Source organism: Sphingobacterium sp. UME9 (genome assembly GCF_014170215.1).
Lineage (GTDB): Bacteria > Bacteroidota > Bacteroidia > Sphingobacteriales > Sphingobacteriaceae > Sphingobacterium > Sphingobacterium paramultivorum.
In genome coordinates, this window is record NZ_LZZP01000003.1 from 980,282 (window position 1) to 993,087 (window position 12,806).

The 12,806-nt window shown below is 40.5% G+C and carries 9 protein-coding genes; 2 read left to right on the plus strand and 7 right to left on the minus strand.

All coding sequences use genetic code 11. From position 1 onward, the window contains the following. Nucleotides 1–38: 38 nt before the first annotated feature. The 7 genes from A9970_RS05685 to A9970_RS05715 form a co-directional block, all read right to left on the minus strand. Nucleotides 39–1,478 (minus strand): TolC family protein, encoded by a 1,440-nt coding sequence (locus tag A9970_RS05685; RefSeq protein ID WP_182981617.1) that lies wholly within the window; start codon nucleotides 1,476–1,478, stop codon nucleotides 39–41. Continuing rightward, nucleotides 1,471–4,635 (minus strand): efflux RND transporter permease subunit, encoded by a 3,165-nt coding sequence (locus tag A9970_RS05690; RefSeq protein ID WP_153847330.1) that lies wholly within the window; start codon nucleotides 4,633–4,635, stop codon nucleotides 1,471–1,473. The genes A9970_RS05685 and A9970_RS05690 overlap by 8 nt, the downstream gene beginning before the upstream one ends. A gap of 20 nt (nucleotides 4,636–4,655) precedes the next feature. After that, entirely contained in the window at nucleotides 4,656–5,738 is a 1,083-nt protein-coding gene (locus A9970_RS05695) for an efflux RND transporter periplasmic adaptor subunit (RefSeq protein WP_145326753.1), read from the minus strand. Between the two features lie 178 nt (nucleotides 5,739–5,916). Continuing rightward, nucleotides 5,917–6,318, minus strand: coding sequence for a hypothetical protein (locus tag A9970_RS05700; protein WP_182981618.1), 402 nt, complete (start codon nucleotides 6,316–6,318; stop codon nucleotides 5,917–5,919). Nucleotides 6,319–6,402: 84 nt separating this feature from the next. Next, the gene (locus A9970_RS05705) at nucleotides 6,403–7,617 is read right to left on the minus strand and encodes a DUF763 domain-containing protein (RefSeq protein ID WP_182981619.1); all 1,215 of its coding nucleotides are present in this window, start codon (nucleotides 7,615–7,617) and stop codon (nucleotides 6,403–6,405) included. Nucleotides 7,618–7,756: 139 nt separating this feature from the next. Further along, nucleotides 7,757–8,407 (minus strand): hypothetical protein, encoded by a 651-nt coding sequence (locus A9970_RS05710; protein WP_153847333.1) that lies wholly within the window; start codon nucleotides 8,405–8,407, stop codon nucleotides 7,757–7,759. A 93-nt stretch (nucleotides 8,408–8,500) separates the two neighbouring features. Then, entirely contained in the window at nucleotides 8,501–11,422 is a 2,922-nt protein-coding gene (locus A9970_RS05715; protein WP_310889266.1) for an FAD-linked oxidase C-terminal domain-containing protein, read from the minus strand. Nucleotides 11,423–11,636: 214 nt separating this feature from the next. On the opposite strand from A9970_RS05715, the gene A9970_RS05720 reads away from it, so the two are divergent. After that, nucleotides 11,637–12,140 (plus strand): FUSC family protein, encoded by a 504-nt coding sequence (locus A9970_RS05720; RefSeq protein ID WP_075992664.1) that lies wholly within the window; start codon nucleotides 11,637–11,639, stop codon nucleotides 12,138–12,140. 184 nt (nucleotides 12,141–12,324) lie between these two features. Further along, entirely contained in the window at nucleotides 12,325–12,798 is a 474-nt protein-coding gene (locus A9970_RS05725; protein ID WP_046673335.1) for an Lrp/AsnC family transcriptional regulator, read from the plus strand. Nucleotides 12,799–12,806 lie beyond the last annotated feature (8 nt).

A 12,806-nucleotide genomic window follows, 5' to 3' on the forward strand; every position in this document is an offset into this window, starting at 1 on the left:
AAGAACCCCGCCTAGCGGGGTCCATTCAAACAAACAACTTATTTCCAGCCTCCTCCCAAATCTTTATAGATATTGACAACAGCATTGAGCTGCTGCTTCTTCGTTTCTATCAATTCAAGTTTCGAATCCAGCACATCGCGTTGTGTCATTAAAACCTCCATATAGTCTGCCCTCGCTGATTTAAAGAGATCATTGGACACAGACACGGAATTATTCAGAACCTCAACTTCTTTTGTTTTGAAATCGTAGCTGCGCCCTAGGTTTTCAATATTAGAAAGTTGTGTAGAGACTTCTAAGTAAGCATTCAGAATTGTCTTCTCGTAATTATATACCGCCTGTATTTGTTTCGCGTTGGCCGTATTAAATTCCGCTTTAAGCCCATTTTTATTTATCAATGGTGCTGCAAGCTCCCCTATTAGATTATATAAAACTGATTCAGGCATCTTAAATAGATAGGAAGGCTTGAATGCCTGTAAACCCAAAGCCGCCGAAATCTCCAAAGAAGGATAAAACTCTTTCCGCGCGATCTGTACGTCCAACTTCGCGGCAGCGAGCTCATACTCTGCCTCACGAATATCAGGTCTATTGCTCAGTAATTGGCTCGGTATACCTGTTTGAACCTTCGCCGGGATCAAATCAACAAAATTGCTTTTTTCGCGTTTGATCTCTTGTGGAAAACGCCCCAACAGAAAATTAATACGGTTTTCAGTTTCTTTGATCTGCTGCCTCGTCTCAAATTCCATGCCTTTGGTTTTCAACACTTCAGCCTCAAACTTTTGAACCGCCAGTTCTGTTACACGAGCAGCCTGTTTCTGCAATCGGATTACCGCAAGCGCATTGTCCTGTAGTTCGATATTCTGTTTGATAATGGTCAACTGATTGTCCAATGCCAATAATTCATAATACGAACGGGCAACCTCGGCAATAAGGCTACTCAAGACAAAATTTTTCCCCTCTACAGTAGCAAGATAGCGGTTGAGTGCGGCTTGCTCGGAGTCCTTAAGTTTTTTCCAAACGTCGATTTCCCAACTTGCATACGCACCAATTGTCAAATCTCCCAGTGGATCCGGCATTTCCTTTCCAGGAGCAATTTCTGTACTGGCATCACCCGCCCCCTGACTGGTATATCGTCCAACTTTTTCAACACCTCCTCCGGCACGTAAACCAACGGTAGGTTTCAACGCCCCTTTTCGTAAAAGAATATCGTTTTTTGCAATTGCCAACTCCTGCAAAGTAACATTCAGTTCCTGATTGTTTTTCAAAGCTGTATCTATTAATACAACTAGATTTGGATCAGTAAAAAATTCACGCCACTTAACCGATGCTGAATTCGTTGTGTCAGATTTATCTACGTCTGTAAATTGCTGCGGAACAAATTTATTCTCCTGTATTTGTGTCGCTTTCGGAACCTTACATCCCGTCACTGCTGCTGAAAGCGAAAATGCAATGACCCATTGTATTTTTCTGCGATTAGTCATTATTATCAAGTTCTTCAGTTAATGGATTTTCATCCTCGTGTTTAATAAGCTTACGTCTAGAGGCAATAGTTCCAAAGATATAGTACAAGCCTGGTATCACTAAAATACCGAACACTGTTCCAAACAACATACCTCCCGCTGCTGCTGTACCGATCGTACGGTTACCTATCGCCCCAGGACCAGATGCCATAACTAAAGGAATCAACCCGGCGATAAAGGCGAAAGATGTCATCAAGATAGGTCTAAACCTCACTTTTGCACCGTCCAAGGCAGCTTCGATGATACTCAATCCTTGCGAATGCCGCTGAGCGGCAAACTCAACAATCAACACGGCATTTTTACCAAGTAAACCTATGAGCATGACCAAAGCGACCTGTGCATAAATGTTGTTTTCCAATCCCAATAACTTCAATAGTAGAAAGGCACCGAAGATCCCGATTGGTAAAGAAAGCAACACCGCAAAAGGCATAATAAAGCTTTCATATTGAGCGGAAAGTATCAAATAAACGAAACCAAGACAAATTAAGAAGATATAAATCGCCTGATTTCCGCGCCCTACCTGATCCTTGGAGATACCAGCCCAATCAATACCATAGCCCCGAGGCAAAGTTTTAGCAGCGACTTCATTAATCACCTGAATTGCTTCACCACTACTGTAACCCGGTGCGGCAGAGCCTGAGATTTCGGACGCCATATACATATTGTGTCGGGTGATCTCAGAAAGACCGTAAACCTTTTCCATATGCATAAATGCTGAAAATGGAACCATCTCATCTTTTTCATTCTTCACGTATAGCTTTAAGATATCTTCCGGCAAAGCCCTGTATTGCGGCAAAGCCTGAACCATAACTTTATATTGGCGGTCATACTTAATGAAGTTCGTTTCGTAATTACTACCAACCAAAGTCGAAAGCGTATTCAGTGCATTATCAATAGTAACCCCCTTCTGTTGCGCCAGATCATTGTCTATATGCAACATATACTGTGGGAAACTCGCACTGTAGAAGGTAAATACGGATGATAATTCAGGTCTCTTATTCAACTCACGCACAAAATCCCTACTTACCGTTTCCATTTTCTTGTAGTCACCAGAACCGGCTTTGTCCAGAAGACGAAGCTCAAATCCACCCGCGGCACCATAGCCCGGTACGGCTGGTGGTTGGAAAAATTCGATAGACGCCCCTGGGATATTTTTGGCAGCAGCCTCTAGTTGCTCAATAATCTCTTGCGAGGATTCTTTACGTTCTTCCCAGCTTTTCAAGTTGATCAAACAAGTACCTGTATTTGCTCCAGTTCCTTCAGTCAGGATTTCATAACCAGCTAACGACGATACCGATTGTACACCATCAATGTTTTCAGCTTCTTTTTGCAATGTTTGGGCCGCTAGATTGGTTCTTTCCAATGTCGACCCTGGCGGCGTTTGAATAATAGCATAAATCATCCCCTGGTCTTCATTGGGGATAAAACCTGCAGGAACAGCATTATTCAAAAAATAGGCTCCAATACAAAAACCTATCAATACTAAAAATGTAAACACCCGTTTATCCACTATCCCTTTCAACAGGTAAACATATTTGTTGGACATCTTATCAAACAATCTATTGAAAGAATCAAGAAACTTATCGATAATGGATTTCTTTCTTGGCTTGCCATGATTATTCTTCAGCATGATCGCACATAATGCTGGAGTCAGTGTCAATGCCACAACACCCGATAAGATGATTGATGTTGCCATGGTAATGGAAAACTGCCGATAGAATATCCCTACTGGACCAGACATAAAGGCAACGGGGATAAAAACCGCCGCCATAAGGAAGGTGATCGCAACAATGGCACCGCTGATTTCATGCATCGCTTTTTTGGTCGCCTTATAAGCCGAAATATGAAGCTCTTCCATTTTGGCATGGACAGCTTCGATAACCACAATCGCATCATCCACAACCACACCAATGGCAAGCACCAATGCAAATAGGGTGATCAAGTTGATGGTAATTCCAAAAAACTGCATGAACAAAAACGATCCCACCAATGAAACCGGCACTGCAATAGTTGGAATCAACGTCGAGCGCCAATCTCCTAAGAATAGAAAAACGACAATAGCAACAAGCACAAATGCTTCCAATAAAGTATGGACTACTTTTTCCATGGATGCATCCAAAAATTTTGAAACGTCATAGCTAATTTCGTAATCCAGCCCTTTAGGAAAAGATGCCTTCAATTCCTTCATTTTGCTTTTAACGTCTTGGATTACCTGAGAAGCATTACTTCCATAGGATTGTTTTAAGACAATCGCTGCGGATGGTTTTCCATTCAGTGTAGAATAGATATCATACATCGCTGAACCGAATTTGATGTCCGCAACATCTTTTAAGCGTAACATTTCACCATTTTCACCCGCACGTAATACGATATTGCCATAACCTTCAGTTGTCGTAAAACGTCCCGGGTATTTCAATACATATTCGAAAGATTGGGAGGTCATACCAGACGACTCGCCGGCTTTACCTGGTGAAGCTTCCAAACTCTGCTCTGATAAGGCTTTCATCACCTCTTCTGCAGAAATCTTGTAAGCTGTCATACGATCTGGTTTCAACCAAATACGCATCGCTAATTCGCGCGTTCCAAGAATATTAGCCACCCCAACACCGTCTACACGACGTAATTCGGAGACAATATTCATGTCCGCATAGTTATACATAAAGTTTCCATCAAGCTCTTTGTCTTTGCTATAGAGATTGATGTACATGAGCATATTGGATTCTTCACGTGTAATCTTCACCCCCTCACGTACCACAATTGGAGGAAGCTTATTGACCACAGAAGCCACACGGTTCTGCACATTTAACGAAGCCTGATTCGGATCTGTTCCTAGGTTGAATACCACCTGGATACTTGCTTCCCCGTCGTTACCGGCATCAGAAGCCATGTATTTCATGCCCGGAACCCCATTTATCGCCCGCTCTAGCGGTATGATAACTGATTTAATCATCAACTCACCATTTGCTCCAGGATACTCGGCAGTGATATTCACCTTCGGTGGCGATATAGATGGAAATTGTGTTACAGGAAGCTGTACCATAGAAAGCACACCCAAAAACACAATGATCAGTGATATAACGATCGAAAGTACTGGTCTATTTATAAAACGACTAAACATAGTAATTTAAGTGTAAGGGTCTATTCTGTTTTTAACTTCAAATTTGAAATGGCGTCTTTAGGTTGCACAAAGCTGTAGCTGATTTTATCATCCTCTTTCGCTTTCTGAATACCATCCAACAAAAATTTATCATCTTTTTGAAGTCCGCTCGTTACCACATACAGATCTGGTAGGGAGTTACCAATTGTGATATGACGAGCTTTTAATTTGCCATCCTTATCGACTACATACACATATTTACGGTCCTGCATTTCGTATGTCGCTTTCTGTGGAATAATTAAAACCTGTTTCAACGGAAAGTTCATCACCACTTTGCCACTCTCGCCATGTTTTAATAGACGGTTTGGGTTGGGAAATTTCGCTCTAAAAGCAATATTTCCTGTTTCACTGTTAAATTCACTTTCTATGGTCTCTACAAGACCATTTTGAGCAAATAGCTCATTATTGGCAAGTAAGAGGCCCACATGGGTATCCCCGCGTTTACTCACGTTAGTTTGATAACTTAAATATTCTGGTTCGGAAACATTGAAATAAACCAACATCTCACTATTATCGGATAGACTTGTCAATAATTCGCCTTCATCCACCAAACTTCCCAATTTCAATGGAATCCGATCAATCGTTCCATCAAAAGGTGCCCTGATTTCTGTAAAGGAGAGATGTAATTTTGCAATCGCTGCCTCAGCTTTGGCTTGCTCAAGCTTCGCTTTAGCCATAGCGAGTTCGTTGGGCGATACAACATTTTTATCAGCTAATGTTTTTGTATTTTGAACTTCAATTTCCGCTACATTAACTTCTGCAGAAGATTTGCGGTATTCGGCCTCATACATCTTCGGCATAATCCGAAAAAGTAATTGCCCTTTATGGACAAATTGTCCTTCATCCACGAAAATCTGCTCAAGATAGCCCTTCTCTTGAGCCCGAAGCTCAATATTTCGGAAAGATCTAATCTGGGAGACAAAATCCTTACGGATAGTTGTATCCATTTGTACCGGAGAGGTCGCTGTAAATTTCTCTTTTTCTTCCTTTTCTTCCTTTTTGGAAGTACACCCGATTTGGCATAAGCTAATAGCCAAACTAGCGAGCATAAATACTCTTTTCATTTGTAAGCGTCTAATTAAAAAAATAAGTTTGATTGTTTGTTGTGCTGGTTGGTGAAATAACCTCTACTTTGGCTTATGGTCGTTCCGACTTGTTAATGGATTGTACAAATCGATTACAACGCAATGGAGCATCCCTTAAGATATCCACCAAAGCATATGAAATTTCGAAGGGTATGTTTTAGATTCTCCAGTTTTGTTGAAGAACATATCTTTGAGGGAAAAGATAGGCTATGAAATTGCAAAAAGGAATCCTCTTTGCAAATCGAAAAACAAAAACAAAAAGGACAATTGCAAAAAGCAGCAGCGCAACAAATTGAGACGTTACCTGCAAATCCTTGGTCAATTGAAAATTCTCGGCATCAAACTCCTCTATAACGGGATTATCACTATGTATATTACCATAAAATAGCGGATCGATGTGATCAACCGATGCATCAATATACTTCTGCACGTCAGCATGATTATGCTGAAACATAAAACTAACAGCTGGTCGATCGGATTCAATGAGCACAGCATGGCTATTACTGCTTCTGATAAATAAGAAGCATAGGAAAAGGAGTATGGTAATAACCGCTTTCATTGCGGAGCAAATATACTAGCGTACAAATAATTTTAACGATCTTTAACACATTTTAACAAAACAATTACAATCCGTAGATTTCCGCTAGAAAAGTGATAATTGCAAACCCCTTCCTTTTGTTCTCAAAGGTTCTGCATCTCCAAAGACTGTTCTGCCCCCATACTTCCAAGAATCCCTTCGTTCCTCCGCTATAATCTGTTGAATATCAAACTGAGGCTGAAAATCTTTTTCGCTATCCAGCACGATCTGGTGCAACTTGTTTATTGATTTTAACTTTTCACCATAACCCAGTTTAGATTTTTCAACACCTTTTTGTAAAATCTGAATGCTCTCATCGTAAATGGTTAATGGAACCGGAAAAGGATGTCCATCTTTTCCGCCATGAGCAAACGAAAATCGTGCGGGGTCGTTGAACCGTGAAGGAGCTCCATGGATCACCTCACTAACCAAGGCCAATGACTGTAACGTGCGGGGACCAACTCCTTTTAAAAGCAGTAGGTCTTCAAAATGGCTTGGTTGACTTTCTCGGGCGACGTACAACATCGCTCCCAACCTCTTCAAGTCAACATCTGCAGCACGTACATCGTGATGAGATGGCATAATAAGTTTAGCGAAATCTTGCATTACTTTAGTTGAATCCTCTCCCACTATAGTCATAATACCTGCTCTATTGGCTGCCGCTTCTGCAGCTGTCAAGTTAAGGATTATACCTTGCGAAGGCCCACTGATACCAGCATGAGGTTCTTCAACGAACGATTTGACCTTTTCAGAATGCCAATGGTAGCGACGAGCAGTCCCATCCTTTTCATGCATACCTTGCTGGACAACAGACCAATTACCACGATCTGTTACGATAAAATTATGTAAATACAGTTGGTAACCATCTTGAATGGCTGTGTTATCCACTTTAGCGACAAGCTTACTGCTGCGAATCAAGCCGTTGCCATCCAACCCAATTCGATCTGACAACTGAAGTAGTTCCTGTGGAGTTTGCATAGACAATTTGCCTTTCCCCCCACAGATATAAAGCCCCAGCGACTTCGCATCTGGATTAATAGCGCGTTTTAATGCCCCCATAACAGCCGTTGTGATCCCTGAAGAATGCCAATCCATCCCGAGCACGGCACCAAAACTCTGAAACCAGAATGGATCCGCCAGTCTTCTTAAAACTTCATCTTTACCATAATCCATTAGGATAACTTCAACTATTGAACGACCTAGGGAAGCCATACGTTCGTAAAGCCACGCTGGTACTTTTCCATAGTGTAATGGGAGATCTGCAGTGCCGGACCGTTTCATTGTAAACTAAATATATTAGCACAAATCTATCTTTTTTTTGCGAAAATAAAAAGGCTAGAATCCATCTAGCCTTTTTATTTTATGATCAATCTATTCATAAGACATAAGCATATATAGCTTACCCTATGTCAAAACCCGTTTATTTGCCCGTTAACGCTGATAACAATCCAGCTCGAAACGAAGGATCTTTTTCAGAAAACTCAATAGAATGCTTATACGTGTCTACATTAAAGAAGAGCTCCGCTGGAGCAGCTTTTTTATTGTCCAAAAATAGTTTAAAGCTATATGCTGTTTTTTTGGATAAGTCAGCATTCACCTTATTGGATGAAAACACATTCGGAAGAATTACATCTTTTGTAAAAGAATCCGTTGTAGGAGTCTGAAATAAGTCACCTAACGCTTTAATTAAATTGTCAGACTGTTGACCCGATGACGAGATTCTAATTTTACCTTTGGTAAAACCGACGTCATCACTCGGCTTGCCATCTATTATACCTGCGGGTATAAAATCTACAACCTCAAACTTCGCTCCTACAGTATCTTGTTTGTAAAGAGATTTTGTGATATAGATCCGACTTGAATCGGTTAAGATCTCATCTGTGATACGTAGAAAAAAGTTCTTCTTTTCTGCACCCGGTGTACCATTCGTAAATTGTTCGATTTTTACACCTTCAATTTTGTTAACCGTTGTTGTATCACTTCCATCAGTTTTCTTTTGATTGGAATTTCCGCAACTAGCCATCAGCACCGTAGCGGTTGCAAGAAATGCTATAGATTGAATCTTGTACATATTGAATTGTTTGTTATCAGTTATTAATGAATATTGCTCTTATAATATTACCATTATTACTGATAACAAACAACTATTATCAATGTTTTTATTTTATTTCAATAAAGCATCGTATAAAATTTCCACAGGATGATAAGATTTTCTTCCTACACCATCTTTAATCTGATGCCTACAGGAAGTACCCGCCGCAGCAATTAAAGTATCGGATGATGTTTTACGTATGGTTGGTAACAAAACCAGCTCGGCCACTTTCATCGAAACATCATAATGTTCAGCCTCATAACCAAATGACCCTGCCATACCACAACAGCCCGAAGGAATAGTTTCTACGCTAAAGTTCGTTGGAAATGATAGAACCTGTTCTGTCACAGTCACGAGGTGAAAAGCCTTTTGGTAACAGTGACCATGCAGCTTTATCTTTTTTGTTGTTCCAGTAAACTGTTCCGGATGAATACGTCCTGCCTTCATTTCAGTCAACAGAAATTCGTCAATCATCAACGCATTTTTGGCTACTTTTTGTGCGTCAACTCGTAAATCATCGTCTACTAAACTTAAATACTCGTCTCTAAATGTAATTATCCCTGATGGTTCAACACCTAAAAGTGGCGTATCATCCGTAATTAATCCCTTTAAGAAATGGATATTTTGATTCGCAATCTTCTTTGCTTCTTTCACAAACCCTTTGGAAAGATAAGTCCGCCCACTTTGTACATGTTTTGGAATGACTACTTCATACCCCAATGCCGTCAATAATTTGTATGCTGTAATACCGATCTCTGCATCATTATATTCGGTAAACTCATCCGAAAAAAGGTAAACACGACGCTTGGCATCACTTACCGCCGCTTGTTTTTTTACCCATTGGGTTAAGGTCGTTCCATTGACTGTTGGCAAGGAACGCTTTGGCGCAAATCCTACTGTTTTTTTGACCATTCCTGACAAGAAATCATTTTTGACCACAAAATTATAAAGAGGTGCAATCCACGATCCGAGTTTCTGAGACTGGGTGAAATTAGCGATTAATTTTGTTCTAAATCCCGCACCATGCTCATCATAATAGTGCTGCAAAAATTCGGCTTTCATTTTGGCTACATCCACACTGGAAGGACACTCCGTTTTACAGCCTTTGCAGCTTAAACAGAGGTCCATGACTTCCTTGATCTCTTCATGATCAAAACGATTTTTCTTTGTGGAATTTGTTAAAAACTGACGCAGCATATTTGCCCGCGCCCGTGTTGTATCTTTTTCATCGCGCGTAGCCATAAACGACGGACACATTGTTCCACCGGTAATTTCAGTCTTGCGGCAATCTCCCGAACCTGAACATTTCTCCGCCAACCGAAGGATAGACTCATCTTTAGAAAAATCGAAGTAGGTCTTTATTTCTGTTCGGTTGCTATCGTTGTCATAACGCAGATGAGAATCCATTGGCGGTGTGTTGACAATCTTATTTGCATTAAAAACACCCTGTGGATCAAAGATGGATTTTACATCTTCAAGTAATTTGTAAACTTTTTCACCAAGCACTTTGCCAATAAACTCTCCGCGTAGGCGACCATCACCGTGCTCTCCACTTAGCGAACCGTTATATTTTAATACAAGATCACTCGTTTTTTCGAGGATTGAACGAAAAGTACGTTTCCCCGCTGCAGTTTTCAGATTTACAAAGGGTTCGATATGCAGCTCTCCCGCTCCTGCATGCGCATAATAAGATGCATGTACTCCCTCTTCTATCAAAAGCTTTTGAATATCACTCACGTAAGCAGGTAGGTCCTCAGGTGAAACAGCACAATCTTCAATCAAATTTACAGGCTGACTGTCCCCAGGCAAATTACGGATTAAACCAAGTCCTGCTTTGCGCACATCCCAAACTAAATTCGTCTGTTCAATACCGGTAATATAAGGATAGGCATATCCTAAGCCACGGGCAATTAGATCCGCTTTCAAGGCCATCGCTTTCGATTCTGTTTCAGCTGCTGTCTGCCCCCTAAACTCAACAATCAATAAAGCCTGGGGATCCCCCTCTATAAAAAAACGATTATACTTATAGGTTGGATGCCCAACCGTGAAATCCATGATGTATTTGTCTACCAGTTCAGATGCTTCTGGCTTATGCTCCAGGGCAATCACGTTGCCATGCATACACTCCACCATATCTGCAAAGTGAACACAGAGTAAACCTAGTTCCTGAGGTGGTAAGGACATCAGTTTGAGTTTCGCTTCTGTAACGATAGCCAAAGTTCCTTCGGATCCCGCTAATAAATTACACATATTGAAAGGGGCCGAACGATCGGCAAGAATATCTAATGCATAACCGGTATTTCTTCTTGTGATGGATCGTTTGGGGTAGCCCGCTTCTATGGCACTTAAATGCTGTGGATCTGTCAATAATTCATTCATATTACGATAGATATCACCCTCACGACCAGTTAATAATAACTTTTTAAAATAAGTTGCCTCATCAATCGTTTCAAATGTCGCTTCAGAACAGTCGTCCAAAAGTACGTTGGCCGAAATCAAATTGTGCCGTGTATCTCCCCAAACAATAGAATGTAAACCCGAAGAGTTATTGCCAATCATTCCGCCTACCATGGCACGGCTTGCCGTCGAAGTTTCTGGCCCAAACATCAGTCCGAATGGTTTAAGATAACTATTTAAGTCGTCACGGATCACGCCAGGTTGCACCCGAACCCACTGCTCTTCGACATTAAGTTCAATAATACCGGTAAAATGACGAGAAATATCCATAATAATACCATGGCCTACAACCTGTCCCGCCAGAGAGGTACCAGCAGTACGGGGTATTATAGTTATCCTATGCTGCTGCGCAAAATCAATTAATTTTTTAATGTCATCAATATCAGCTGGTATTGCTACAGCCAACGGCTTTTCCTGATAAACAGACGCATCGGTCGAATAGGCAAGCAACATTGTTTGATCCTTGGTTTCATCGGTATAAAAGAGCTCCCCCTTGAGTTGAGACGCTAATAAGGCTAATTGATTTTGATCTTTCACTTAATCTGCATTTAATGTATGAAACAAATTTAGTCAAATTTATGCATCGGAAAAAGAGATGAATGCAAGAAACGCACAAATCAAAAACAAAAAACGCATAAAAACGCAAAACAGGGTAATTTACCACAAAAGTCAATTTTATTTCGTTCCTTCAAACAATGCGTGTATTTTTGTGGTGCTACATCATTTAGTTAACGATTGATATCTTCCTTATATGCGTAATCTATTCCTTCGCTATACGCTTCATTCTGATTTTATTATATACACCATTCGGGTATTGATTGGCTTCCTTATAGGCTACCCACTCTTTGTATCCTTTCCCCAGTATTCTGTTTCTTGGACACTCATATCGATTATACTGGTCATTTCGCCACAAGAGAATGAATCAAAAAAAATAGCTATCGATCGCGCTAAATCCAATTTTATAGGTTCGGCAATCGGTCTTAGTTTATATTTTGTACCTATTTCGCAACTGTATGCCATGATTATCGGCATTGTCGCGTCGTTGATTACATGTAAGCTACTCAACATCATGGCTGTGGCGCGAACATCTATGGTCGCACTAATTATCGTCTACCTTCATGAACAGCAAAGCCGCTCCTACTTCGCCGCCTTGGATCGCTTTGGCTGCGTCTGTTTAGGTTGTCTGATTGGATTGGGCGTCATCCTGTCTACAAGAAATATTATTCTGAAATTAAGAAAAAGGTATAATTGTTGAATTATACCCCTAAGCTCCCTAAAAAGCAATATACTTACATTCAGCACCATAGCCCAAATGGTTAAGATTTCTTTACAATGAATTCGAATAAAATTCACATACATTTCGGTGTTATCAGAATAATATTCAGAATTATATAAATAATTTTGAATATTATACTTTTTTACCTACCTTTGCAGTCGAAATGACAAAAGTAGAATATAATTTAGACCAAGTCGACTATAAAATCTTGCGCTTAATGCAGGATAATGGACGGATCAACAATGCTGATATCGCAAGAGAATTAGGCATGGCACCATCAGCAATCCTCGAGCGCGTAAAGAAGCTTGAGCAAAAAGATGTGATTTTAAAATATAGTGCCAAGATCAATCCTGCCGCGGTCGATCAAAAACTTTTATCGTTTATTTTTATCAAAGCCAATGATATTATTGGCGAACAGGGTGTAGGGTTGGCACTTGCCGAAATCCCCGAAGTTCAAGAAGTACATGACATTGCAGGTGATGATGGTTACCTTATTAAAGTAAGAACTGCAGATTCTACAGGTCTAGTGGATCTTATGCGGAATACATTAAGTAAAGTTGAAGGTATTATTTCAACGAGAACAACAATTGTACTTCAGACAGTCAAGGAAGATCAGCAGGTTGTGATACCTGAGTAATAGAAAGG

Bases quoted from the DNA above. Each gene is read 5' to 3' on its own strand.
- A9970_RS05685 (WP_182981617.1), bottom strand. From the start codon at position 1,478: ATGACTAATCGCAGAAAAATACAATGGGTCATTGCATTTTCGCTTTCA.
- A9970_RS05690 (WP_153847330.1), bottom strand. From the start codon at position 4,635: ATGTTTAGTCGTTTTATAAATAGACCAGTACTTTCGATCGTTATATCA.
- A9970_RS05695 (WP_145326753.1), bottom strand. From the start codon at position 5,738: ATGAAAAGAGTATTTATGCTCGCTAGTTTGGCTATTAGCTTATGCCAA.
- A9970_RS05700 (WP_182981618.1), bottom strand. From the start codon at position 6,318: ATGAAAGCGGTTATTACCATACTCCTTTTCCTATGCTTCTTATTTATC.
- A9970_RS05705 (WP_182981619.1), bottom strand. From the start codon at position 7,617: ATGAAACGGTCCGGCACTGCAGATCTCCCATTACACTATGGAAAAGTA.
- A9970_RS05710 (WP_153847333.1), bottom strand. From the start codon at position 8,407: ATGTACAAGATTCAATCTATAGCATTTCTTGCAACCGCTACGGTGCTG.
- A9970_RS05720 (WP_075992664.1), top strand. From the start codon at position 11,637: ATGCGTAATCTATTCCTTCGCTATACGCTTCATTCTGATTTTATTATA.
- A9970_RS05725 (WP_046673335.1), top strand. From the start codon at position 12,325: ATGACAAAAGTAGAATATAATTTAGACCAAGTCGACTATAAAATCTTG.